The organism is Pseudoalteromonas sp. MQS005 (assembly GCF_001661605.1).
GTDB lineage: Bacteria > Pseudomonadota > Gammaproteobacteria > Enterobacterales > Alteromonadaceae > Pseudoalteromonas > Pseudoalteromonas tetraodonis.
The window spans coordinates 17277-44002 of record NZ_LYRQ01000007.1 but is presented as its reverse complement, the minus strand read 5'-3'; the positions used below and the strand labels follow the sequence as shown (position 1 = coordinate 44002).

Here is a 26726-nt window from a genome sequence, read left to right as displayed (position 1 = left end):
TTAAATTACGTTTATGGTGGAGTATCCACCCGGTTTTTTAGCGACATGAATTTGCGTAGCAACGCGTTCGCTCATTTCACTTACATGTGAAATTACACCGACCTTTCTACCTTGCGCTTGCAATGAATCTAGCGCGTCCATGGCAATACTGAGTGTTTCACTATCTAGTGTTCCAAAGCCCTCGTCAACAAATAACGAGTTAATTTGCACTTTGTTCGAAGATAGTGAGGCAAGTCCCAGTGCTAATGCCAACGACACTAAAAACGATTCACCGCCAGATAGCGTATTGACCGAGCGTTGTTCATCGGCCATATCGCGGTCGATAATGGCTATATCAAGTGACTCAGCAATTGCAGTGAGCTCATAACGCTTGTTAAGGGTTTTTAAATGGCTATTAGCATAATGCAGCAATATTTTGAGTGTTTGTGTTTGCGCTAAATTACGCATTGTTTTACCTGTGGCATCACCTAGTACTTTATTAAGTAAATGCCATTGGTCAACCTGTTGCTTGAGCTGGCTCAGTTCAGCTTGTTTGCCCTCAAGCGCTTTTGCATTTTGGTTGTGCTGCTCAATCGCGGTGTTGATGGTGAGTAAGCTATTTTGCAATTGTGTTTGCTGGGTATTTAAGTGGTTTTGTTGCTCAATTAGCTGTGCTTCGCTTTGCGTTGGCTGATTATTTTGTTGATGCTGTTCATTAGCTTGTTGCTGTTGCTTTAACGCGGCACTGGCATCAACGACTGCTTGCGATAGTTGCTCGCCTTGTTTTAACTGAGTTTTAATATCGTCGTTGCTGATAGTTAGTAAAAATGTGACTTGCTCATGACTGATATCGCCATGAAGGATGTTAAATTCTTTAAACCAGTCGTTGTAACGCGTTTCAAGCATCACTAACTCTTGGTGGTTATCTGCCAGACGATGCTCAAGGTTTTTAAGCGTGATGGCGTGTTCATCGCGCTGTTTTACGGCACTGTCGTGTGCTTGTTGGCTGGCACTTAATTGGTTTTGGCAGTGCTCTAGCTGTGCTGACAGTTTAGCTTGGTAGTCATCGGCGCTAATAGTTTGGTTATCAAACAAGGCTAAGCGCTGTTGCTGCGTATTATTGTGCTGTTGCTGTGTTTGAGTTAATTCTTCATTGAGCGTGTTAACTCGCTGCTCTGCTTTGGTTATAAGCGGTGTTAGTTGTTGTAACTGTACATTGGCGCTGTCGAATTGTTTTTGACTTTGTTCAAGCTGTGCTTGGATTTGCTGATATTGTTCTACCTGCTGAGCTAAATCGCTAAGCGGTAACGAGCCTGCTTGCAATGCGTGCCAAAAATCACTGTGTTTAAAATGTAAATTGAGCTCTTTTATAAGCGCTTCGCTTTGAGTTGCTAGTTCATCGCATTTGTTATTAAGCTGAGATTGCTGATTGCTCAGCTCAACATGCTGTGTATTTAATTGTTGCTGTGTCGCTTGTTCTTTTTTAACTGTGCTTTGCAGCTGGTTAACAGTTTCTTGCAAATTACTGAGCTGTTTTTGCGCCGAAAAATACTGTGTTTTTTGTTCACTTAATTGCTTATAAGTTTCATCAAGCTGCTCAACTGTTAACTCATTAAGCTCGGTTTTAGCCGCTTGCATGGTATTTTTAATTTCCAGCATTTTGGCTTGTGCATCACTAATGGCTTGGCTGTACTGAGCATGCTCTGCCACCAAAACCGCGTGTTGTGTTTGGTGCTGATGAAGCTGTGTTTGAGCATCTTGGTGTTGCTGCTTTTCGTTATTATATGCATTTTCAAAGTCGGTTATTAGGTTTGTAAAAGGTTGGCTTTGATTGCTCGCGAACGGGTGCTCTGTAGCCCCACAAACGGCACACGACTCATTTGGAACCAGTTGTGCGCGTAAATGCTCAACATGCTCACTGGCACGAAGCCTCGCTTGATTAAGCGCTTGCTCTGCGTGTTTAAGTGCCTGCTCTTTGCTGGTTAAATGCGTAAGCAGCGTAGTTTTAGAGTGTTCACTGTGGCTGAGCTTTTCTGCCACATCACGTTGCTGTTGCACCGTGTGTTTTAATTCTTGGTTAAACTGCTTATAGCGTGTGCGCTGATCTTTTAAATAATCAATGTTTTTAAGCTTAACGTCGCATTGTTCAATGTTAAATTGAGCGTGCTGCTGGTTTAGCTTATTTAGGCTTTGCTGCTGCGTTGTAAGCGTTTGCTCTGCTTGTTCGAGTTGTTTATTTTGCTCGCTAAGTTTTGCTGTGAGTATTGTTTGTTGCTCTGCGTGAGCCTGAGCTTGCTGCTGGGTTGTTTTTAGTTGTGTCTGAGTATTAAAAAACTGCTTAAAACTATGATGAAAATAGTTCCAATCAGTTGCCAATGGCTTTAATTGACTCTGCTCGTTCAACCAGTGCTGATGCCCTGTGATTTGAGTTGTGGCTTGCTCTGCACTTATTTTGTTTTGTTGTAGCTGCTGTTGTAAATCACTTAATTGTTGCTGCTCTTTGGCGCTTTGTTGAGTCAGACTTTTTATAGTTTGGTTATATATTGCTAATTGGCTGTCGAGCTCTCGCGCTTTTGCAATCAGAGGCTCTGCTGTTAGCTTTTGTTGTTTTGCTGTATCTAATTCGTTTTGCTGTTTTTTAACGTTACTTGCTTGCTCGGTGATCAGCGAGTTGTGATCAAGCTCGTTTAATTGTTTTATTTGTGTATTTAACTGGCTATTTTGTGCTGTTAAGCTTTCACAGCGCTGGCGGTTATCTTTAATTTCAAGCGCACTTTGCGCTTGTTTCGCTTGCTCCGTTTGCGCTTTAACAGCATTGAGTGCGGCATGTGCTTGTTGCTCGTTTTGCTGAGCATTTTTTAATGTCAGCTCCAAGCTATGTGCTTGCTTATACCAATTAACGCCTTGCTCTGTCGTTGCTAAAGTTGTTTTAGTGTGTTCAATTTGTTGTTTTAAATCAGCCAGCGTTTGTTGTTTTTCACTCAGCTCATCGTCAGACAATAACGTATAACTGGCTAAACTTGCCGTTAGTAATTCAAATTTATCTTTAATAGCTTTGTTGCGCTCAAATATACGCTGCCCTATTCGACTAAATTTATCGGTGCCAGTCAGGCACTCTAAAAGCTGCGCGCGCTCATCGCCAGTGGCTTTTAAAAAGGCGGCAAACTCATGTTGTGCTAGTAACACCGCACGCGAGAACTGCTCAAAGGTCAAACCTATTTTATTTTCTATGGCTTTTAAGGTGCCACTTTTGTCAGCAATTAAGGTTTCATCGGGTAGGCTATGTAAAGTATGTTCGGCCACTTTAAGTTTGCCGGTTACTTTTTTATGCGTACGTTGAATACTATAACGTGCTCTGTAAAGCTGTTGGTCTTGGCCACTAAAATCTACTTCGGCGTACCCTTCCCATTTGCCACGGCGCAATAAATTGCGGGCATCGTTAAGCTTAATGTTATCGCCATTAAAATCAATTAGGTTACCTTTATCGCCTTTCAAACGCGCAGTTTTAGTATAAAGTGCTAAGCAGATAGCATCGAGTACGGTGCTTTTTCCTGCGCCGGTGTCACCTGTAATGGCAAAGAGGCCTGCGTCTTTGAGTGGTGAGGCTAAAAAGTCGATTTCGGCATCGGCAATAGAGGCTAAATTATGAATACGAACAGCCGTTATTTTCATAGCAGTTGCTCCTGTTCAAGTTCTTCAATTACGTTGGTTAACAGTGCTTTTAATTCATTGGGCACGGTCGCTGCGGCCATATCTTTATCATTATTAAATGCTTGTTCGAGTAAGCTAATTGGGTTGAGCATTTCCACAAAACTTAAATCTTCAAATACCGTTTCTGAGGAATTACTCATTTGCTGGTCACGAACTCGCTCTATGCCACAAAAATTAACCTGTTTTCCTTTAAGTGCTTGCTCGATTTGTTCTCGAAAGGTGGTATCGATATCACTTGATTTAAGTTTTACTCGCAAGTAAGGAGCAATGTCGTATTGCTCTGTATCGAGTGCTTTTATTTGCTCACACAGCTGCGCTAAAGGCACACATTCTCCTTCAGGAAGTACAATGACTTCAGCTAAGCGCGGAATGTAAAGGGGGTTTACAGTGGTGTTTAACGGTTGGTTTTTTTGCTCGCTAAATTCAACCACATTTACTTGATGGGTATACTTTCTCTCTGAAAACGACATTGGAATAGGCGTGCCGCTGTAACGTATTTGCTCATTTTTAGCTACTAGTTGTGCTTTATGTAAGTGGCCTAGTGCGACGTAATTGGCTTGCTTACCAAATACCGACGCTGAAATAGCTTCTTCACCGCCAATGACCAAATTACGTTCAGAGTCACCGGAAATATTACCGCCTTTTGCATGCAAATGACCCATAACAATTAAAGGCGTATTTTCAGCGTTAAGTGTTAGCGCATGTTCAAGAGCAAGTTCATAGGCTTTTGCAACGCCCTGTGCGTAACTGGGGCCATTTTCGGTTTGGCTAAGCGTGCTTATGTCACTGGTGCGTAAAAAAGGCATAGCGAGTACCACAGCGCGTTTATCATCGTTATTAATCGTTATTACAACGTCACTGGGTTTAGCAGGATCAAACCGCCCTACCACATGAGTATCAAACTGGGCTAATAAGGGTTGTGCAGCCAAAATACGATTAGCGGAGTCATGATTACCCGCAATAATAACAACGTGTAATTGTGGGCACTGGGCTTTGGCGTTTTTTATAAATTGATAGAGTTGGTTTTCGGCGCTAGCACTCGGTGTGGCAGTATGATAAATGTCACCTGCAACAAGCAATAAATCGATTTGTTGGTTAACGAGGGTGGTTAACAGCCAAGAGAAAAAAGCATGGTGTTCATGACGGCGATCATGTTCATAAAATTGCTGACCTAGGTGCCAGTCTGAAGTGTGAAGAACTTTCATTTTGCGCTCTTAAAAAACCATAAGAGCGCCAATATACCCAAGGCAATTAAAGATGCAAGTATCGCTTTAGGTTAAAGTATACCAAGCTATAAAAATAACGGGCAAAGCAGCGAGCGCGATTGTTAAAGGCCACTTTAATGCTTTGGCTTTTTTAGCTTGTAATACTTGCAGTGCATTAGTTTCATTACAAGCAGCGACTTTATCAATATACAGATAACCCGAGTTTATATACTGCTTACAATTTTGCACGTCTGCTGGTATTGCAATTAGTTTTTGCTGCTTTTTTAGGACATAAAAATCCATAAACTCACCACACTTGTTACGACTAGTTAGAACAAAAAATATTTGAGAGAAACGCTAAAAAAATGCTCTCAAATTAAAAAAGTGGGCGATTCTAATTACAAACCATAGTAAAGATCAACCTAAAACTGCGTTATTTAGTATTTTTAATGAAAATAGCTGTGTTTTTTCGTTTTATCTCTACTTTTAGTGATATGTAAACCCCCTTTACAGTTTTGTTTAGCGTATTAATTGCTTTTGTTTTTTATTAAATTTCTGACGAAATGTCCGTTCTTTTTTATGGTATGAAACACTATAAATAGTATTTACATAAACGTGGGGAATATCACCCTATAAAAGCAGGGTTTTATCGCTATTTTATTGAAGCTTAGCTGTAAATTTGTCACAGTAGCGTCACTAAAATCGATCAGGATTAACAATGAAGAAAAATTTATTTACATTGAGTGCGTTTGTATTGCCTTTGGCAATGGCGAGCTCTGTGATGGCGTCATCTGTTGAACAAACTAAAGGCAGCTATGTTGATAAGTTTCGTCAACTAGATGAAGCTTTACCTACGCCTAACGTTTACCGCAGTGCAGCTGGTGCCCCTGCTGAAAATTATTGGCAACAACGCGTTGATTACGATATTGATGTAAAGCTTGATGAGCAAAAGCGTCGCTTAACGGGGAGTCAAACAATTGAATATAAAAATAACTCTCCGCATACATTAAAGTATTTATGGCTTCAGCTTGATCAAAATATTTTTAAAAATGACTCAATTGCAGAAACCACGCAAACATTTAAAAGTACCCTACAAAACGAACCAGATGCAAAACCAGCTAAGTTAAGCTTAGGTGATTTACGTCGTCAGCAATTTATGGACGATAATGAACTGGGTTACACCATCAGCAATGTTAAAGATGAAGATGGTAAAACGCTGCGCGTGACTGTGGTTGATACCTTAATGCGCATTGATTTAAATACGCCACTTAAACCCGGTAAAGATGTTGAGTTTAGTATGGACTTTGCGTTTAACCTCGTTGAAGAGGACGCGGTAGGCGCACGTGCAGGTTACGAGCATTTTGAAGAAGACGGTAACGATATTTTCTTAGTTGCACAGTGGTTTCCTCGCTTAGCGGCTTACACCGATTACGAAGCATGGACAAACAAACCGTTTTTAGGCAGTGGTGAGTTCACTTTAGAGTTTGGTGACTACGATGTTGAAATTACGGTTCCTGCGGATCATATTGTATCGGCAACTGGTAAGCTTGATAACCCAAGCTCGGTATTGACCAGCACTCAGCGCAAGCGTTTAAAAGAAGCTGAAACAGCAAAACGCCCTGTGTTTGTTGTTACCGAAGAAGAAGCGCTCGAAAACGAAAAAGCTGGTACAGACAAAACAAAAACATGGCATTTTAAAGCAGAAAATGTTCGTGACTTTGCTTGGGCATCATCACGTAAATTTATGTGGGATGCTAAAGGTTACCAGCAAGGTGGTGATGAACAACCACTCGTTATGGCGATGTCGTTCTTCCCTAAAGAAGGTGGCGATTTATGGAAGAAATACTCAACTGAAGCGGTTGTACACACGATGGAAGTGTATTCACAGTATTCATTTGATTACCCATACCCAACTGCGCAGTCAGTTAATGGCCCTGTAGGGGGTATGGAATACCCAATGATCACTTTTAATGGCCCACGTACAGATTTACAAGACGATGGTACACGCACTTACTCTCAAGCAGAAAAACGCTTTTTAATTGGTGTTGTTATCCATGAGGTAGGTCATATCTACTTTCCAATGATTGTAAACTCAGATGAGCGCCAATGGACTTGGATGGATGAAGGCTTAAATAGCTTTTTAGACGGTGTTGCTGGGCGCGAATGGGATCCAACCATTCCATGGGGTGTTGAACCACGTGACATTGTTGCTTACATGAAGTCAGAGACTCAAGTGCCTATCATGACGCAATCAGACAGTGTGCTACGTTTAGGCCCTAATGCCTATACTAAACCTGCTGCGGCATTAAATATTTTACGTGAAGTGATTTTAGGGCGTGAATTATTTGATTTTGCCTTTAAAGAGTACGCTCAGCGCTGGAAGTATAAACGCCCTACTCCCGCTGATTTTTTCCGTACTATGGAAGAAGCCTCAGGTGTTGATTTAGATTGGTTCTGGCGTGGTTGGTTCTACACCACAGACCATGTTGATATCTCGCTTGATAAAGTATATCAATTACGTTTAGACACCAAAAATCCAGATATCGACTTTAAACGGTTACGTGATATAGAGGCTGATAAGCCAAGTTCATTATTTGTTGAGCGTAATCGCGCTGAAGGTAAAAAAACGTGGGTTGAACAAAATCCAGATGTGACAGACTTTTATGACGAAAACGATCGCTTTACCGTTACAAACAAAGAGCGTAATACGTACAATAAGTTTTTAAAAGGCTTAAAGCCGTGGGAGCGTAAAACACTTGATCGCGCGCTAGAAGAAGACAAAAACTACTACGTGATGGAGTTTTCAAACCTCGGTGGCTTAGTGATGCCAATTCTTTTAGAGCTAACGTATGAAGATGGCACTAAAGAGGAACGTTATATTCCTGCAGAAATTTGGCGTCGTAATCACAAAAACGTACAAAAGCTGATTATTACCGACAAAAACAAACCGCTTACCTCAGTAACGGTTGATCCAGGCTGGGAAACAGCGGATGTTGATGTAGAAAATAACCACTACCCACGTCGTATTATTCCTTCGCGTATTGAAGTGTATAAACGTGAAAAGAGTAAGGCAAAAGTAAGCCGCGATATTATGCAAGATATCAAAACAGAGCTGAAAAAAGACGAGCCAAAAGACGAAAAAAATAACGACGAGGATCAATAATAATGCGTTTTTTGCTTATTATTGTTTGTTTTTTAATTGCTGCGCCAAGTATGGCGCATCAATTAAAATCATCCGTTACAACCGTGTTATTTAATCAGCGTACGCACAATATTGAATTGATGCATCGTTTTTATTTACATGACACAGAGCATGCTGTTGGTAACTTGTTTCAAGGCAAAGTGGATATTATGAGTAACAAGCGTGACCAAAAACGCTTTGCCAAGTATGTTGAATCTCATGTTGCCTTACAAACCTTGAGCGGTGAGCCCCTCACCCTTAATTATGTAGGTGCACAAGTGGATGGTAAGTTTTTTTGGGTGTACCAAGAAGCTGCTATTCCCGATGAGATTGAGGGCATTAGAATGAGTCATGGTGCACTGCGTGATTTGTGGCCTGCACAAGTGAATATGGTGAATGTTGAAGGGCGAGGACAGATAAAAACCTTAAACTTTAGCCAAGACGATACCTGGCTTGAAGCGAAATTTGAGCCGAAATAACCACTATTATTGCGCACCTTTAGAGGGTGCGCACTTTCCTTTATAGCTGATCGAGTTAATTAATTGCATCGTAAAGTCTTTACTATACCAGTTATACAAACCCAAACTATTACGTTATCAAATGAGCTATAATTAAATTTCAATGGACTGAGCTGTTTTTTATATGTTTATTGATATACTTTTTATTAAAGGTTTAGATAACCTAAGCCAAACCTAGCATACTGAGCTAATTATTTAGCGCAAGGAATGAAATGAAAACGCAAATTGAGGCAATCAAAGGTGTTATTTTTGATTTAGACGGAACTTTAGTATCTTCAGAATTAAACTTTTCATTGATAAAAGCCCAAGTAGGTTGCCCTGCAGAGCAAGACTTACTCGATTACATAGAACAACTGCCTTCCCCCTATATGCGTGAAGAAGCAATGAATATAGTGCATCAGCATGAGTTGTTAGATGCACAATCGGCTAAGCTTCTACCTGGCGTTGTAGAGGCTGTTAAAGCGCTACAAGCTAAAAACATACCTATGGCTATTGTTACACGTAATTTTGATAAGGCGGCGACATTAAAGTTACAGAATAACCCGCTACCAATAGAAACAGTACTCACCCGAACAGACGCACCAGCAAAACCCGATCCGAGCGCTTTATTAACGGTTGCAACTCAATGGGAAATGCCGGTTGATAATGTGATTTATGTTGGTGATTATTTATACGACATACAAGCGGCGCACAATGCCAATATGCGTGCCTGTTTGTATGCACCTGATGTGACCCCCGGGTATGCCGAACAAGCCGATTTTGTTATTCATGCATTTGATGAGTTGGTGTCATTAATTGACAATTACGCTGAAAAAGTGGAATTATGTTAAATTGAGCTTTGTTTTATTTATTTAATAACACAATGGGTATTATTTAAATAATACCCAGCTGCTTTTGCACAGCATAGCATATTGAACCACTAGCCCAATACGGTTTGAATTGGTAAAATATCGCAAACCAAATGTATTCAATAGAGGCACAAGATGGGCAGAGCATTTGAAGTCCGCAAAAGTTCGATGGCTAAAACAGCCAACGCAAAAACTAAAGTAAATTCGAAGTACGGTAAAGAAATTTACGTTGCAGCCAAAAGTGGTGAACCTGATCCCGATGTAAATCAAACATTGCGCCGCTTAATTGAAAAAGCAAAAAAAGACCAAGTTCCTGCGCACGTAATCGAAAAAGCAATTGAAAAAGCAGCCGGCGGGGCAGGGGAAGATTACTCTTCAGCCCGTTACGAGGGTTACGGCCCTGGTAATTGTATGGTGATTGTTGACTGTTTAACCGACAACCCAAACCGCACAATTAAAGATGTACGTTTACCGTTTACTAAAACAGATTCAAAAATAGGTACGCCTGGGTGTGTAGCACATATGTTTGATCACCTTGCTGTTTTAGGATTTGTGGGCGATGACGACGAAGTTGTGTTAGAAGCCCTCATGATGGCTGACGTTGATGTAACCGATGTAGAAGCCGAAGATGGCAAGGTGTCGGTATTTGCACCGCATACTGAGTACTTTAAAGCTAAAACGGCACTGGAAGAGGCATTTGAAGGCATTAACTTTGAAGTTGATGAAATTACCTTCGTTCCACAAGTACATGTTGAAATCACTGATGAAGAAGTTATTGCCAACTTTGATAAATTTATCAATATGCTTGAAGATTGCGATGACGTACAAAATGTCTATCATAACGCGACTATTAAAAATTAATTCGTAGTTTTAACTAGGCGAATTTTAGCTATTTTGCCGCTTAATAAAACAAAAAGCGCGTTTTGTGTAGGCAAAACGCGCTTTTTTAGTGTTAAATAAATGTTAGCTATTCAGCTAGGTTATGGTGCTGTGCTTTATATTTCAAGCGGTAGCTGTGTAGTAGCGGCTCTGTGTAACCGCTCGGTTGGCTAACCCCTTCAAATACCAGTGCTAAAGCAGCTTGATACGCAATACTTTTAGCTAATGTCTGCTCATTAGTTGCCATTGGCGTGTAAAGGCTGTCATGCTCGTTTTGGCCATCAACAACCTTAGCCATTTTTGCCATCACTTTTTGTACTTGCTCTTTGCTACATACACCATGATGTAGCCAGTTGGCGATATGTTGGCTTGAAATACGTAAGGTGGCTCTGTCTTCCATTAAACCAATATGATTAATGTCAGGCACTTTAGAGCAGCCTATTCCTTGGTCAATCCAACGTACTACGTAGCCTAAAATACCTTGCGCGTTGTTTTCAAGCTCGCTTTGAATATCTTCTTTTGATAGCGTTTCAGGGTTTGGCATGAGCGGCGGTGTAAGTAAGCTCTCTAGGCTTGCTATTTGACGCGTGGCAATGCTTTGCTGCAGGCTAAATACATCAACATCATGATAATGCATTGCGTGTAATGTGGCGGCAGTAGGGGAGGGCACCCAAGCGGTATTTGCGCCAGATTGAGGGTGCGCTATTTTTTGCTCCATCATCATCGCCATTTTATCTGGCATTGCCCACATACCTTTACCAATTTGTGCTTTGTGGCTTAAGCCACAGGCTAGGCCAATATCAACGTTGCGATCTTCGTAAGCGCTGATCCAAGGCTGTGCTTTAATAGCCGCTTTCGGCAGCACAACACCCGCTTGCATTGAGGTATGAATTTCATCGCCAGTGCGGTCTAAAAAGCCAGTGTTAATAAACACAACACGCTCTTTTGCTGCATGAATACATGCTTTTAAGTTGGCTGATGTTCGACGTTCTTCATCCATAATACCCATTTTAAGGGTGTTTTTAGGCAAGCTCAGTGCCTCTTCAACCATACCAAATAAAGTATTAGCAAAGGCGACTTCATCAGGGCCATGCATTTTCGGTTTTACAATATTAATACTTTGCGCGGTTGAATTTTTAATCGTGTTTTTAGTGTTTAAATCGTGCAAAGCAGCTGTTGCGGTGAACATGGCATCCATAATGCCTTCAAACACATCATTGCCGCTTACATCGGTAATGGCTGGATTTGTCATTAAATGTCCCACGTTACGCACAAACATCATACTGCGCCCTTTGAGGGTCAGTTTTTGGCCATCAAGACCTGTATATTGTCGGTCAGCTTGTAACGTGCGGTCGACCATTTTGTCGCCTTTTCTAAACGTTTCAACCAAGTTGCCTTGCATTAAACCAAGCCAGTTTTTGTAAACTTGTACTTTATCTTCTGCATCCACTGCGGCAACCGAGTCTTCACAGTCCATAATAGTTGTTAGTGCGGCTTCTAGCACCACATCTTTTAACCCTGCTTTATCAGCTTGACCAATAGGGTGGTGATGGTCTATTTGCAGCTCAATATGCAATCCATTGTTTTTAAGTAAAATAACACTCGGGTTTTGTGCTTCACCTTGATAGCCAATCAGTTGCTCAGGGTTTTTAAGTGTGGTGTGCGAACTGTCGCGCAGGGTAATAGCAAGGGCGCCGTCAACAATAGAATAGTTAGTACTTTCAATATGCGAGCCATTTTCAAGCGGTAATGCTTTGTCTAAAAACTGCCTTGCGTAAGCCATTACTTTAAAGCCACGAACAGGGTTGTATTGGCTACCTTTTTCGGCGCCGTCGTCTTCGCTTAATACATCGGTTCCATATAAAGCATCGTACAACGACCCCCAACGTGCATTAGCTGCATTAAGTGCAAAGCGTGCATTACTAACCGGCACCACTAGCTGTGGCCCTGCAGTCAACGCTATTTCTGGCTCTACATTTTGAGTTTCAATACTAAAATTTTCAGGCTCATCAACTAGGTAGCCAATATCTTTTAAAAACGCTTGATACTGAGCTTGGTCAGCATTTTTATTTGCAAGGTGGTAGTCATCAATTTGCTTTTGTAGCTGTTCACGCTTAGCCAGTAGTGATTTGTTCAATGGTGTAAGTGTTTGCACTATGTGGGCAAAGCTTTTCCAAAACTGGTGTTCATCAAGATGGGTACCAGGTAATAATTGTTTTTTAACAAATTCAGCAAGTTGCTTATCAACGCTGAGTCCTGAATGGGTGAGAGTGTGGCTCATAATTAATATCCTTAAACGGTCCGACAGTGTGCAATTTTTTATATGCGTACACCTACCATATCGCAAAAAAGTCGCTTTGAATGCTTTTTAGTCATTCACTATATGTATAGCCGCAATAAAAACTATAAATTTACTAAATCTAAAAAATAAGCCTAATGTTTAATTAAGCGCTACAGAGCTAACGTGATGTAGTCACTCTCTCAACAATAAATATTAATACCCGTTCGAAGGACTTTATTATGACAACATATCAAGGCGAAACAGATACACTAGCAACATTATGCCAATCACAAGGCAGTGCATGGAAAACAATTAATCCTGAATACGCAACACGTATGCGTTTACAAAATCGTTTTCGCTCTGGTGTTGATATTGCACAATTTACAGCAGACATCATGCGTGAAGACATGGCTGCATACGATAAAGACACAAGCCAGTACACACAGTCTTTAGGTTGTTGGCATGGTTTTACTGCCCAACAAATGATGATGGCAATCAAGCGTCATCAAAAAACAACTAAGCGCAGTTACGTGTACCTAAGCGGTTGGATGGTTGCAGCGCTTCGCTCTGAGTTTGGTCCTCTTCCAGATCAAAGTATGCATGAGAAAACATCAGTACCGGCACTTATCGAAGAAATCTATACCTTCTTAAAGCAAGCGGATGCACGTGAACTTGACCATTTATTTAACGAATTAGACGACGCAAAAGCAAACGGCGGCGACGTTCAAGCAGTACTTAACAAAATTGATAACTTTGAAACGCACGTTGTACCAATTATTGCTGACATTGATGCCGGTTTTGGTAACGAAGAAGCAACTTACCTGTTAGCTAAAAAGATGATTGAAGCGGGTGCATGTGCTATCCAAATCGAAAACCAAGTATCAGATGCTAAGCAATGTGGTCACCAAGCAGGTAAAGTGACGGTTCCACATGAAGACTTTTTAGCAAAAATTAACGCAGTACGTTACGCGTTCCTAGAGCTAGGTATTGATAACGGTATTATCGTTGCGCGTACCGATTCACTAGGTGCAAGCCTTACGCAAAAAGTACCGGTTTCAAAAAAACCAGGTGACTTAGCAAGCCAATACAATGCATTTTTAGAAACAACCCCAGTAAACAGTGTTGATGACTTGAATGAAGGCGAAACAGCAATGAAGCTTAATGGTCAGCTTTGTAAGCCAACACGCCTAGACAATGGTTTATACCAGTTCCGCGAAGGCACTGAAAAAGACCGTGTAGTACTAGATTGTGTAACTAGCCTACAGTCAGGTGCTGATTTACTGTGGATAGAAACAGAAAAACCACATGTAAAACAAATTGCTGAACTCGTTAATCGCGTAAAAGAGCAAGTACCAGATGCTAAATTAGTATACAACAACTCACCATCGTTCAACTGGACGCTGAAGTTCCGTGAGCAAGTATATCAAGAATGGCAGGAACAAGGTCGTGACCTGAGCGCTTACCCAAGTCTTGATGATAACAAAGCGCTTATGGCTCCAGAGATGGATGCAACAGAGCTTGCAGCAGCCGCTGACTTATTAGTACAAAACTTCCAACGCGATGGTGCACGTGAAGCGGGTATTTTCCACCACCTAATCACGTTACCAACGTACCATACAGCAGCATTAAGTACAGATATTCTATCTGAAGGTTACTTTGGTGACTTAGGTATGCTGGCTTATGTACGTGATGTACAGCGTCAAGAAATCCGTCGTGAGCAAGCGTCTGTTAAACACCAAGACCTTGCAGGTTCAAACATTGGCGATACACACAAAGAGTACTTCTCAGGTGAGAATGCACTTAAAGCCGGTGGTGAAGCTAACACCATGAACCAATTTTAATTCAACAAGATAGTGTTACTTAAGGGCCGCAAGGCCCTTTTTTTATGCCTGCATAAAGGAAGAATTTAATAGATCAGTATTTTACTAGTCATTTGGTTAGTGAGAGTTTTCAATGCAATGCAGGTTAAAAGTGTAAATAAAATTTAAAGGATGTTTATGCTCGGCTGGAGGGCTTGATAGTCTGGTTACGCTTTAACATGTATAAGCACGATAAATTAACTGTTTTTGCCGCATATAGATCAGAGTTTAACTAACTGACTAAAAGCAGATCACGATTTAACTAGCTGCTCTTAATACAGATCAGATTTTAACTAACCATGCTAATAACGGCCATTTTTTATTATTAAAGGGGGGTATTTGTCTTTCTAACTCACAATTTGGCCACTTAAACGATTAATTTAAAGGTTTTAGGCAGGTATCGAGAGAGTAATAAACCGATTTTTTACTAACTGCTGCAGCTTATAAAACCTTTTTTTACTAACTGAGGGCTTATAAACAGTGACTCAAACCGATTTTTTACTAACTCACAGCACTATTTCTTCTATAAACCGATTTTTTACCAACTCAGTCTGAAGCTAAGTCCGATATTTAGTTTGAGTATGTAAGGGGTTACTCACATTATTGCTGTAAAGGGGGTTTACACTTGTGAGCTTCGAGCTTCGAGCAACGAGCTTATATAGCTCGTCACTCATAACTCTGCGTTTTATTTCGAATGCTTATCAAACCACCATTGAATATAAGCCACTTTGGTCATTAAGTTAGATGGACGGGCAGTAATACCATGTGAAGCGTTTGGAATACGCACCATCGCGGTATCAACCCCCTGCAATTTTAAGGCTTGATAAAACTGCTCTGTTTCTGAAATAGGCGTACGGTAGTCTGCCTCACCCGTGAGTAACATGGTTGGGGTTTTAACATTGCCAACATAACTGATTGGTGAGCGTTTCATGTAATGCTCAATATGATCCCAAGGTTTGCCTGGAAACCAGTAATCGGCAAAGAAAGGATAGAAGTCGGCAGTGAGTACAAAGCTGATCCAATTTATCACCGGTTTGGCAACCACGGCTGCAGCAAAACGATCTGTATGACCTACAATCCACGCTGTTAATACACCGCCGCCAGAGCCACCGGTTACAAATAACTTAGATTCATCAATAAACCCTTTTGCAATAAGCGCATCAACCCCAGTCATTAAATCATCGTAATCATTGCTTGGGTAATTATGATGAATGGTTTGCGCAAACTCTTTACCGTATGAATCACTACCACGTGGGTTCATGTATAAAACCACGTTCCCTTTAGCGGCAAATAGTTGTACTTCGGCACTAAAGTGCGGGCCATAATTAGCGACAGGGCCACCATGAATTTCAAGCACTAGTGGGTATTTTTTTGATTTATCAAAACCTGGCGGATACGCAACCCAGCCTTGAATAGGCAATTCATCATGGCTTGATTTAAGCCATAGCTCTTCAACCTTAGCGAGTTGTTTAGTTGCGAGTGCATCAGAATTTAAATCGGTTAAGCGCTGCGCTTTACCACGCTTTATTGTGGCTACATCAGCAGGACGCTGGGTATCGGCCAATGTGAATGCAACATGACCATTTTCACTAATATCGAAATCGCCACCGGAATAAGGGCGACCAAACGCAACACTGCCTATTTTTTCAGTAATCACTTTGCGTTTGCCACTTCGAGGTTGATAAGCCAGCGCAGTTTGCCCTTCATCGGCATAGCTAAAATAAAGCCCTTTTGAGTTCGCGCTCCACTTAATTTGGCCAACACTTCTATCAAAATCGGTGGTTAGGCTTTGAGTATTCCCTGTTTTTAAATCGCGAATATAGAGTTGGGTGTTTTCGTAATTAGTACGCTTGTCGTCATACCCTGTATAGGCAAGGTATTTGCCATCGGGTGAAACTTTAGGTTGTTGATCAGGCCCATTACGCTCAGTTAAAGGGAAAATGGCTAGCGAGTCTAAATCGAGTTGATAGAGCTCAGTGTTAGTGGGCTTCAATTCATTATTTTCATTGCGATTAGCAGAAAAATACAAAGTTTTACCGTCTTTACTAAAGCTGACTTCCCCACCATTATTAAAATTATCGTTGGTGAGTTGTTGAGCATTACCGCCATTGGCATCAAGTGTAAATAATTGACTAAACCCTTTTTCAGTATAACCCCCTCCATCGGCACGATAATAAACATCGTCAATATATTTAGCAGGCTCTGCCCACGTGGCACCTTTTGGTTTTCCAGGTAAGCTGACAGGCGCAGACGCCGCCATTGGAACAAACATACTAAACACCAGCTGGTTTGAATCAGGAGTCCAAGTTAGTGAGCTTGGATTGCTAGTTAAATTACTAACCTTAGCGATAGCCCCTGTTTTTAACCATTTAATATATATTTGGTTGCTACCATCTCGGTTTGATATGAAAGCAAGTCGCTGTCCGTCAGGAGAGACTACTGGCGAGTAATCCATATATACACCAGAAGTTAATGGTTGTAGTTGCCCTGTGCTGTAATCAACAGACCAAATATTGGCTACTTTACGGTCGGTTTTAATATCCATGCGGTTGCGGACAAAATACACGGTTTTACCGTCTTCTGTTATGTCTATTTGGTTGGCATATTCAAGATTGAAGATATCTTGAAGTTGTAATGTATCGGTATTGGCAACAGCTAATTGACTGCTGCCCAGTATAAGACTCATAGCTAAAAGCGTTTTCATTATTTATCCCTGTTTTAAATCACTGCTCTATTTATAGGGTAGGAGAGGGATAATTAACAGTCAGATGCGACGAAGCCAGTATTTAAAACTACCAATGAATGAAGGTGATAAAAGAAAGTAAAAGCTGTAAAGGGGGTTTACAGCTTAGAGGAAGTTATACGCTTGCGCTGCAAAGTGCCTTAATGTCTTCAATAAGCGCAACACCTTGGGCGTTATCACCGTGCACACAAATACTATCAGCGTTAAGTTTTAACGATTTTCCTGACTGGGTAGTCACACTGTTACTAGTTAAAAGCTGTTTAACCTGAGCCAATAATGCGTCTTTGTTATGCACACTGCCTGCTATATTTCTTGCTACGAGGTGCCCTTGATCAGTATATAGCCTGTCTGCGAACGCTTCTAAAACAAGCGTTAGTCCAAGGTGACGTGCCATTGTATGGTGGTGTTTAGCATCGGCCGTGGCCAGTATCATTAATTTTAGGTCAGCAGGGTAGCTGGCAACCGCGCCCATCACAGCACTAAGTAGTGGCTGGTGTTTCATCATGTCGTTATACAGCGCACCATGGGGTTTAACATAGCTAAGGGTTAATCCTTGTGCCTTTGCCATACCATCAAGGGCAGCTATTTGGTAGTGTAAACACTGAGTGAGCTCGGCCACACTCAGGTTCATTGAGCGTCTGCCAAATCCTTGTTTATCGGGGTAGCTTGGGTGAGCGCCAATCATAACATTATGCTGTTTAGCGAGCTTAAGAGTATTGGCCATAACACTAGGATCGCCCGCATGAAAACCACAGGCAATGTTTGCCATATCAATATGCGGCATTACTTGATCATCAAGCCCCATTTTCCACGCGCCAAAGCTTTCACCTAAATCACAATTGAGTTTCATATTAGTGGCTCTTTGATTGTTTAATAGTTACCGGTAAGCTGCCTTTAGCAGGGGCTTGACCGAGTAATACTTTAGCAAGTGCTGTAAATGCAGGCCCAGATACTTGCTCGTTTTTGTCTACGTCAATATTATAAGCATATGAAGCTAATACTGCATCGGCAGAGTCGCCAAACTGCGCAATATCATAAGGAGCTCGCAAACTAATAAACACGGTGGGTATTTGTTGCTTGTTAGCCATTTTAAGTAATGATTCAAGTGCTTTAGGTTGCTCTGCGTTATTGAGGGCAAAGTCTGGGTTATCGGCTAAATCATCCATCCCGCCAATTTCCACCGCGCTTTGATTAGGCGTGGCATTTCCGGCAATAATAATATCAGCTTGGTTTATATTTCGCTGAGCATCGATTGGGTCAAAACCTTGTAAACTGCTACAGCTAAAAACTAATGCGTGTGAGCTGAGCGCCATTATGGCTTGTTGTATGGCCATACATTTACGCGTATCAGGCATAATAATATGAATGTGTTGGCCAGCATTAAGCTTAAGTGGCAAGGTGTTGTTGTTATTTTTTATTTGGGTGATCGCCGCTAATGCCAGTGACGCTTCTAATTCGCGATGTGCTTTATTACCAATAATGTGCTTAGCATTGGCTAATGCTTTAATGGGATCTGGCGAAGCGTTTAATTTAAATTTACTTTTAAGCGAGGTAATACGCTGTGCTGAATGCGCAATTTCCTGTGCGTTTAGTTGTTCTGATTTAACCGCACTGACTAATGACTCAATGAGGGCATCGAGCTTTTTAATGTCATCTGGCGTTCTAATCTCTATTGGCATCAGCGCAATATCAACCCCAGCGGCAAAGGTGTTTATAATTGCTTGAGTTGGACTAAAAAAGTGACTAATACCTGCCATATCAAGTGCATCGGTTACCACCACACCTTGATAGTTAAGTTCTTTACGTAGAATATCGGTCATGATTTTACGCGACATTGTCGCGGGCTTGATCATTTGCTTACCGTCTACATTGGTTAATGTACTGCTATCAAGCTCAGGGTATTGAATATGCGCGGTCATTATCATGCCCGGACTATGCTGCTCAATAATGTGTTTAAAGGGCGCTAAATCTTGTGCGTAAATCACCTCTTTTGAATGCATCACTTTAGGCAAGCCGGTATGACTATCTACATTGGTGTCGCCATGCCCAGGAAAATGCTTTAGTGCGCTAATAATGCCATTTTTTTCAAATTCACTAACTTGTGCGGCACCTAATACTGCTACATCATTTGGGTTTTCACTAAAAGAGCGGACATTAATTACCGGATTGTCTGGGTTCATATTAACATCAACGGTTGGCGCGTAATTTACATTAATCCCCAATGCTGAAAGCTCCGTGGCAAGAACATTCGCGGTTTGAGTTGCGAAATAAGTGCCATGCTCAGGGTAGGTGGCGCCAATTGACATATTACCAGTAAATGAAGTGGCCACATCACGTGGCAGTCGAGCTACGCGTCCACCTTCTTGGTCAATTGAAATAAAAAGCGGTAAGCCTGATTTAGAGTGAGACGCAGCTTGTTGCAGTTGCTGATTAAGGCTAATTATTTGTTCAATACTTTGGGTGTTTTCAGAAAATAAAATAACCCCGCCAATATCATAACGGCTAATCGCTTTGGCTAGTGTATCTGGTAATTCAGTTAACGCTGTTCTGCAGCGCTTACTGCTGCCTTGGTGACAAAAGTAGCGTAAATCGAGCATAAGTTTTTGCCCAAGTTGCTGTTCAAGCGACAGCGCAGAATCGGCAAAAGAAGATTTTATTGGCATGAAACATCCGATTAAAAAAAGAGAAGACGACAACAGGTACTTATTTAGCAACACACACCTCAAGGCTAAATAAAAATAAAGTGCATGCAGCTTAACTATTATTGAGCTTAACTGCAAAACTCGACATATATAATAAATGTCATTTTATTATTCCAAAAATAACAAAAATTAGGCTACTTAGTTTAATTTCTGTATTATATTTAGGATATATGTAGTACATAGCAGTCGTTTTTATTTGCTTAGGATGATAATAAGTTGCGTTTTCGATCACCATTTACTTTTAAACTTAGGCAATTAATTCTGTTGTTAGCTATCTCTGCTACAGCCGCTATTTTGTTCAGTGGTTTATACATTAGTTACCAAGTACAAAAAGAACGGGTAATAGAAGATACTCTCAAAAGTAACCATGTATTTGCTAGTAAGCTTGCCTCGGCAACTAATCACTTTTTAATTGCTGCGATGCAGCAGCTTGAGTTTTCAGCCAATATTATTGTTAAAGACATTAATAATATCGAGCTGTTACAACTGGAAACAAACCGACTTTTAAAGCAAACAAATAGTTTTAATTCTTTTGTTATTAATAAGTTAGGTGTGCTGAAAGCTGCTTCACCCGCCTCGCTTAATATCATTAATAAACGGGTTGATTCGCCTCATTCCAAGCAAGCATTTAAGCTGCAGCGCCCACTTATCAGTCGTCCTTATGTATCGTTAGCTAATAACTTAATGGTGATCATTTCGTATCCTTTGTTCGATGAAGCGGGTAATTATTATGGTTACATTGGTGGAAGTCTTTATTTAGAACAGCAGAGCATTTTAAACGCCTTATTAAAACAGCATAGTTACGATGGCGGGGCGTATTTTTATGTAGTGGCCGATGATAAAACTTTACTTTATCATCCCGTGAGTGAGCGTATTGGTGAGGTGGTTCAGAATAATCCTGTGATAAATCGTGTGCTCAAAGGTGAGGATGGACATGCGCGGGTAATTAATAGTTTAGGTATGCACATGCTTGCTGGATATTCGCCCGTTAAACTTGCTAATTGGGGCGTAGTTGCCCAGCGTAGTGAGGTGGCAACACTTGCCACGTTAGATACTCTTCAAGGGCTGGTGCTTAAGCGAATGCTACCAATTGTATTAATTACTTTTGTATTGATTGGTGTGTTAGCGCATTTTATTGCTAAGCCCCTTAGGTTACTAGCTGACAGTGCAAATTTATCGACTGATCAACAAAACGTGGCGAATCTTAAAAGTATTAAATCTTGGTATTTTGAAAGTCAGCAACTTAAAGCAGCCATGTTAGAAGGATTTAATATACTGCAGTCGAAAATGGGGCAATTACGCCAAGATGCACTCACCGATCCGCTAACTGGTGCGCATAATCGGCGAGGTTTGTATTTATTGTTAGATAAATTAATTCAAGAACAGATCCCCTTTGCGGTTCTAGAAATAGATATCGACTTTTTTAAACGGGTTAATGACACCTTTGGCCATGATGTGGGCGATGAGGTACTAAAAACTTTAACGTGTGTGACCAAGCAGGTATCTCGCAAAGATGATATTGTCGCGCGAACTGGTGGGGAGGAATTCTTACTTATATTACCGAACGAAAATAGCGATAGTGCGTTTGTTATTGCTGAGCGGTTACGTAATGAAGTGGCGAATACACCGATGGCCAAAGTTGGTTGTATAAATGTCTCCATCGGCATTGCTACATGGCCGCAGCACAGTGATGATATTGATCAAGTATACAAATGTGCCGACAAAGCGCTCTATCATGCAAAAGAAACGGGCCGTAATAAAACCGTTATTGCCAGTCTAAATTAAATTTTTAAAAAATTAATTTACCTTAAGTTTTATTTAAGTTTCGTCTATTAAATTCTACCTATAGATTTAATACAGGCGATGCTTTTATGCAATTAGCTCAACAACAACAGTCATCATCAACACTTTTTCAGTCGTTCACACAGTTTGTGAGCGCCAGAGAATGTGATGAACACCGTCAGCGCCTTGAAGATACAGTAAAACAAGGCTTTTTAGCTGCGTACAATGCCAGCCTAACTTCATTTATGCCATTACTCTGTCAGTATAAAACTCAGCAAGGGCATTGCACTTTAGGGCTTAGAAACGCCACTTCTCCTTTATTTATTGAACAATATTTAGCAGCGCCCATTGAGCAGTTTTTACCAATGGGCACACAGCGCAGTAAAGTGTTTGAGTTAGGTAATCTCTATTCAACACACAGAAAAGCCACGTTATCGCATTTTATTATTGTTAATGAAGCTTTAAGAGCTATTGGTGCTACTAATTTGGTTTTTTGTGCCACTAAACATGTACGTGCCTTATTGCGTTTATTAGGGGTAACGTGTAATGAAATCGCATTGGCTAACAGCAGTGTTGTTGAGCAACCAAAAAGCTGGGGAAGCTATTACGCGAACCAGCCTACAGTATGCATTGTTAATTTAGAGCAAGCACATCTACAAGTACTTAATACGCCAATGCTACTTGATATTAAACAACAAAATGCAAATGGCATTACTGCATTAATCAATGCGCTGGAGGCGGTATGAGTATGTTAAATAGCTTAAATGATTTAGCTATTCAGCCGGCGGTAGTTGCGCATTTTGCGAATCAAACACAACAGTTCACAGGTGCTGAGCTGCTTCAAGAAATAAATAAAGTAGCGGAAATTTTTGCAAATTCAGATGCTGATGCAATTGCATTTCAACTTGATAACACACCTGCTTGGTTGGTACTTGATGCTGCGACCAGCGTTGCTAATAAAGTGGCTATACCGATTGCCCATTTTTTTAGTCAACAACAAACGCAATATGTGTTGGCACAGTGTGGTGCACAGCTGTTTATAAGTGATATGCCAAGGCTTTCTTTGGGTGCGCATACATTGTCTATTACTTTGTTTGATCATTACACCTTATATATTTATCAGCTCAACGTTAAAGAATCGATTAGTTACTTTGAGGGCACGCAAAAAATCACCTTCACGTCAGGCTCTACAGGCGAGCCAAAAGGGGTGTGTTTATCAACTCATAGCCAAATGCAAGTTGCACAATCGTTATGTGAGCAAATAGGTATAAGTAAACCAACTCACTTATGTTTACTGCCATTACCTGTATTACTGGAAAATATTGCAGGTATTTATGCACCATTATTAAGTGGTGGTTGTGTACATTTAATGCCGTTAAACGAATTGGGTTTTGTTGGCTCAGGGTTAAAAAATCCTGAAAAACTCATTAATGCAATCGACAGTGTAAAACCTAACACCCTTATTTTAGTGCCTGAGTTATTAACGTGTTTAGTAGCGTTTGCAAAACAAGGTTGGCAGCCACCAAAGTCATTACAGTTTATTGCAGTTGGCGGAGCGCTCGTGAGTGATGCTTTAATTGCCACCGCCAGAGAGCTTAATTTACCTGTTTATCAGGGGTATGGATTATCAGAGGCGGCATCTGTCGTAAGTTTAAATACGCCCAAAAATGATGATTTAAAGAGTGCCGGCACTGTACTGCCGCACATACAAACCAAAATCGAAAAAGGCCAGTTGTACATAAAGGGTGAGCTATTTTTAGGGTATTTAAATCAAGCGCCGCATAACCCAAATAACTGGTATGCAACAGGCGATTTAGTGACCCAGCATGGCGATAAGCTCTTCATAAAAGGGCGACTTAAAAACCTGATTATTACCAGCATGGGCCGTAATATCAGTGCTGAATGGCCTGAGTCATTAATATTGAGCCAAAGCGCGATTGTACAAGCCGTTGTTTTTGGTGAGGGCAGACCTTTTTTAACCGCGATTATTTATGCAATCCCTGAGTTGAGTGATCAACAACTCAGTGAGCATATGAAATTTATAAATCAACAGTTACCCGATTATGCACAAGTTAAAAAGTGGCATCGGTTAGCTCAGCCTTTAAGTGTTCAGCAAGGGTTACTAACGACCAATAATCGTCCTAAGCGCCAGGCTATTAGCCAGCAATTTAACCTTATTTTTGAACAATTTTACCGACTTGGAGAAGTGATCCATGACTGATTTTTTTAATACATTAAAAGCACAAACTCAAAACGAGCGTGAGTACTTATTAGCTGCGCCAATTATACAGCGCGTTTTTAAAGGCCAAGCATCACTTGAAGAGTATGCGTCATTTTTAGCGCAAGCCTATCATCATGTAAAACACACTGTGCCATTAATGATGTCGTTAGGTGCCCGTTTAACCGACGAACAAGAATGGTTACGTGAAGCCGTAGCCGAATACATTGAAGAGGAAATTGGCCATCAAGAATGGGTGCTTAACGATATTGCCGCGTGTGGTTTTGATAAAGAAAGCGTGCGCCATAGTAAGCCACAATTTGCTACCGAAATGATGGTGTCGTATGCCTATGACAGTATCGCTCGTAAAAATCCATTAAGCTTTTTTGGCATGGTTCATGTACTCGAAGGGACTTCAATTGCACTGGCTGATGGCGCAGCTTCAAATATTGCTGATGCAGTTGGTTTACCTAAAAAAGCATTTAGCTATTTAACCTCTCATGGTGCGCTTGATATAGAGCACGTAAAGTTTTTTGAAAACTTGATGAACAAAATTACTAATGAGGCCGATCAGCAAGCTATTTTACATGGCGCAAAATGTTTTTATCGTTTGTACGGTGATATTTTCCGCGCTTTAGATGACGAGCCGTTCTTTAAAGCATCAGCGCAAGAGCAACACGCATGAATACCGGCTTATGTGTGTTAACAGGAGCCACAGGGGGAATTGGCCAAGCGATTGCCAAAACACTGCACGCACAAGGTTGGCAACTACTCTTGGTGGGGCGTAATGGCGATGCGCTAAATGCGCTAAGTAGCCAGTGCCCAGGTAGTATGACTTTTGTGGGAGATTTAACCGTTGCAGAAAACATGCTGGCATTGGCAATTAAAGCCAAAAAATTGGGCGGTGCTAAATTACTCATAAACAATGCAGGCATTAATGTTATGCAAAGCTTAAGTAGTTGTAGTAGTGAACAAATTGATAATCTATTGAGCACTAATTTAGCCGTCCCGATGAAACTATGCCAGCTGTTTTTAGAGCAGCTGCAAGCAAATACAGGCACCATAGTTAATGTTGGGTCATCTTTTGGCAGCATAGGTTACCCATATCAAACACTTTATTGTGCCAGTAAATTTGGTTTGCGTGGTTTTAGCGAAGCATTATCACGAGAGCTTTCAGATACACCCGTTAAAGTTAGTTATTTAGCACCAAGAGCAACCGATACAGATATTAATGATGCACAAACACGAGCAATGAATAAGGCGCTTGGTAATCAAATGGACTCCCCGCAGTTGGTGGCTGATGAGTTAGTTGCGTTATTAAACTCAAATAAAACCAGACGATTTATTGGTTTTCCTGAGAAACTTTTTGCACGTATCAATGGTGTTTTTCCACGTATTGTGGATAACGCAATTGCTAAACAGCTCCCTAAAATAAAACAGTTTTTAGGTTAATAGAGGATTTATTATGAAAAAATTTACTTTAGCAGCTTATTTAAGCATTGTTAGTGTGTTTTCATCGCCGGTATTTGCAGACGAACAAAGCGACTTACTCGCTATTCAACAGCAATGGGCGGTCGCTAATTATGAGCTTAAAGATGACGCACAAATCAAAGCCTTTACTCAACTGAGTGAGCAAAGTGCTCAATTTATTGAAAACTATCCTAATTCAGCAAATAGCTATACGTGGAACGGCATTGTGCTGGCAAGTTTTGCGGGTGCAAAAGGCGGCTTAGGGGCGTTGGGTTATGCCAAAGATGCAAAGGCATCATTAGAGCAAGCCCTTAAAATAGACGACAGTGCTTTAGGTGGCTCAGCGTATGCCAGCCTGGCAACCTTATATAGTAAAGTACCAGGGTGGCCAATTGGCTTTGGTGATGATGACACCGCCGATAAGTTTTTTAAGCAAGCACTCGCTTTTAATCAAAAAGGCATTGATACTAATTACTTGTATGGTGAGTTTTTATATGACGAACGTGAATATAAGCAAGCCAAAGCCCATTTGTTAGTTGCACAAGCGGCCGGTATTCGTGATACTCGCGCTAAAGCGGACAAATATCGTCAGCAAGCAATTAGCCAATTATTAGCTAAAGTTGATAAAAAACTAAAGAGATAACAAAACAAACAATGCATTTATTATTAGTTGAAGATGATCATCTTGTGGCGCAAGGGCTTTGCCGCTCATTGCGCCAAGAAGGCTACAGTGTAGAACACAGCGCAACGGTTAAGCATGCGTTGCAATGTTTAGGCAGTGGCGAAATAGAGTTGGTTATACTTGACCTAGGCTTACCTGATGGTGATGGTTCGCAAATTTTAAAGCACATAAAAGCACAAAAAAAAGTGATTCCGGTGGTGATACTGACCGCTCGCAGTAGCATAGATGACAAAGTGCAAGGGCTTGATATGGGGGCTGATGATTATTTAGCTAAGCCATTTGAACCAGCCGAATTATTTGCTCGTTTGCGCGTAGCGAGCCGACGTGTAAATCAAGCTCAGTCGAGCTTATTACAATGTGGTGATGTTACTATGGATACGTCAGCGCACAGTGTCACACTTAACGATGAGCTACTTTCTCTGCCGCGAAAAGAGTACATGCTGCTAAAAGCGTTACTGGAAAACCAAGGTCGCGTGCAATCTAAGCAGCAATTAGAAAATAAACTCTATCAATGGGGTGAAGAGGTTGGCTCTAACACCATTGAGGTGCATATTCATCACCTACGAAAAAAATTCCCCAGCGATTTTATTAAAACTCTCCGTGGTATTGGCTATGTCGTGGGAAAGAGATAGCTCACGTGATTAAAACGCCCCTAGATTGCACAAACT

The 26726-nt window shown here is 41.0% G+C and carries 19 protein-coding genes; 12 read left to right on the top strand and 7 right to left on the bottom strand.

What is annotated here, in order from left to right:
- The 3 genes from A9479_RS04430 to A9479_RS04420 all read right to left on the bottom strand — a co-directional run bounded on the left by A9479_RS04430 (position 1) and on the right by A9479_RS04420 (position 5198).
- Positions 1-3651 carry an AAA family ATPase gene (locus tag A9479_RS04430; protein ID WP_024602427.1) on the bottom strand — a complete coding sequence of 1217 codons (3651 nt, stop codon included), beginning with the start codon at positions 3649-3651 and terminating at the stop codon, positions 1-3.
- Positions 3648-4895: an exonuclease SbcCD subunit D C-terminal domain-containing protein gene (locus A9479_RS04425; protein WP_024602426.1), complete on the bottom strand. Its 1248-nt coding sequence runs from the start codon at positions 4893-4895 to the stop codon at positions 3648-3650. The genes A9479_RS04430 and A9479_RS04425 overlap by 4 nt, the downstream gene beginning before the upstream one ends.
- A gap of 66 nt (positions 4896-4961) precedes the next feature.
- The gene (locus A9479_RS04420; RefSeq protein ID WP_013462818.1) at positions 4962-5198 is read right to left on the bottom strand and encodes a hypothetical protein; all 237 of its coding nucleotides are present in this window, start codon (positions 5196-5198) and stop codon (positions 4962-4964) included.
- Positions 5199-5613: 415 nt separating this feature from the next.
- Here A9479_RS04420 and A9479_RS04415 point away from each other — a divergent pair, with 415 nt between their 5' ends.
- The 4 genes from A9479_RS04415 to A9479_RS04400 all read left to right on the top strand — a co-directional run bounded on the left by A9479_RS04415 (position 5614) and on the right by A9479_RS04400 (position 10303).
- A complete protein-coding gene (locus tag A9479_RS04415; protein WP_064662786.1) occupies positions 5614-8058 on the top strand; it encodes a M1 family metallopeptidase in 2445 nt (814 codons plus the stop codon).
- Between the two features lie 2 nt (positions 8059-8060).
- A complete protein-coding gene (locus A9479_RS04410; RefSeq protein WP_033103224.1) occupies positions 8061-8555 on the top strand; it encodes a DUF6702 family protein in 495 nt (164 codons plus the stop codon).
- Between the two features lie 251 nt (positions 8556-8806).
- Positions 8807-9424 carry an HAD family hydrolase gene (locus A9479_RS04405; protein ID WP_013462823.1) on the top strand — a complete coding sequence of 206 codons (618 nt, stop codon included), beginning with the start codon at positions 8807-8809 and terminating at the stop codon, positions 9422-9424.
- Positions 9425-9577: 153 nt separating this feature from the next.
- Positions 9578-10303, top strand: coding sequence for a YebC/PmpR family DNA-binding transcriptional regulator (locus A9479_RS04400; protein WP_064662785.1), 726 nt, complete (start codon positions 9578-9580; stop codon positions 10301-10303).
- A gap of 106 nt (positions 10304-10409) precedes the next feature.
- On the opposite strand, the gene A9479_RS04395 is transcribed toward A9479_RS04400, so the two are convergent.
- Complete coding sequence (locus A9479_RS04395; protein ID WP_064662784.1) at positions 10410-12602, bottom strand: malate synthase G; 2193 nt, start codon at positions 12600-12602, stop codon at positions 10410-10412.
- Between the two features lie 239 nt (positions 12603-12841).
- Between A9479_RS04395 and A9479_RS04390 the strand changes: the two genes are divergently transcribed.
- The gene (locus A9479_RS04390; RefSeq protein ID WP_033103227.1) at positions 12842-14443 is read left to right on the top strand and encodes an isocitrate lyase; all 1602 of its coding nucleotides are present in this window, start codon (positions 12842-12844) and stop codon (positions 14441-14443) included.
- 703 nt (positions 14444-15146) lie between these two features.
- On the opposite strand, the gene A9479_RS04385 is transcribed toward A9479_RS04390, so the two are convergent.
- The 3 genes from A9479_RS04385 to A9479_RS04375 all read right to left on the bottom strand — a co-directional run bounded on the left by A9479_RS04385 (position 15147) and on the right by A9479_RS04375 (position 19867).
- Positions 15147-17165: a S9 family peptidase gene (locus tag A9479_RS04385; RefSeq protein ID WP_064662783.1), complete on the bottom strand. Its 2019-nt coding sequence runs from the start codon at positions 17163-17165 to the stop codon at positions 15147-15149.
- Between the two features lie 154 nt (positions 17166-17319).
- Complete coding sequence (locus tag A9479_RS04380) at positions 17320-18054, bottom strand: 5-oxoprolinase subunit PxpA (protein WP_064662782.1); 735 nt, start codon at positions 18052-18054, stop codon at positions 17320-17322.
- A gap of 1 nt (position 18055) precedes the next feature.
- Entirely contained in the window at positions 18056-19867 is a 1812-nt protein-coding gene (locus A9479_RS04375; RefSeq protein ID WP_064662781.1) for a glycoside hydrolase family 3 protein, read from the bottom strand.
- A gap of 303 nt (positions 19868-20170) precedes the next feature.
- Here A9479_RS04375 and A9479_RS04370 point away from each other — a divergent pair, with 303 nt between their 5' ends.
- The 7 genes from A9479_RS04370 to A9479_RS04340 all read left to right on the top strand — a co-directional run bounded on the left by A9479_RS04370 (position 20171) and on the right by A9479_RS04340 (position 26690).
- The gene (locus tag A9479_RS04370) at positions 20171-21691 is read left to right on the top strand and encodes a sensor domain-containing diguanylate cyclase (RefSeq protein ID WP_064662780.1); all 1521 of its coding nucleotides are present in this window, start codon (positions 20171-20173) and stop codon (positions 21689-21691) included.
- Between the two features lie 86 nt (positions 21692-21777).
- On the top strand, positions 21778-22434 hold the full coding sequence (locus tag A9479_RS04365; RefSeq protein WP_064662779.1) for a thermostable hemolysin: 657 nt from the start codon (positions 21778-21780) through the stop codon (positions 22432-22434).
- Positions 22431-23909 carry an AMP-binding protein gene (locus tag A9479_RS04360; RefSeq protein WP_082918296.1) on the top strand — a complete coding sequence of 493 codons (1479 nt, stop codon included), beginning with the start codon at positions 22431-22433 and terminating at the stop codon, positions 23907-23909. Before A9479_RS04365 ends, A9479_RS04360 begins: the two co-directional genes overlap by 4 nt.
- Complete coding sequence (locus A9479_RS04355; RefSeq protein ID WP_016900001.1) at positions 23902-24591, top strand: TenA family transcriptional regulator; 690 nt, start codon at positions 23902-23904, stop codon at positions 24589-24591. The genes A9479_RS04360 and A9479_RS04355 overlap by 8 nt, the downstream gene beginning before the upstream one ends.
- A complete protein-coding gene (locus A9479_RS04350) occupies positions 24588-25358 on the top strand; it encodes an SDR family oxidoreductase (RefSeq protein WP_064662777.1) in 771 nt (256 codons plus the stop codon). The genes A9479_RS04355 and A9479_RS04350 overlap by 4 nt, the downstream gene beginning before the upstream one ends.
- A gap of 13 nt (positions 25359-25371) precedes the next feature.
- A complete protein-coding gene (locus tag A9479_RS04345; RefSeq protein ID WP_013462837.1) occupies positions 25372-26019 on the top strand; it encodes a hypothetical protein in 648 nt (215 codons plus the stop codon).
- Positions 26020-26030: 11 nt separating this feature from the next.
- The gene (locus A9479_RS04340) at positions 26031-26690 is read left to right on the top strand and encodes a response regulator transcription factor (protein WP_013462838.1); all 660 of its coding nucleotides are present in this window, start codon (positions 26031-26033) and stop codon (positions 26688-26690) included.
- Positions 26691-26726: the final 36 nt, after the last annotated feature.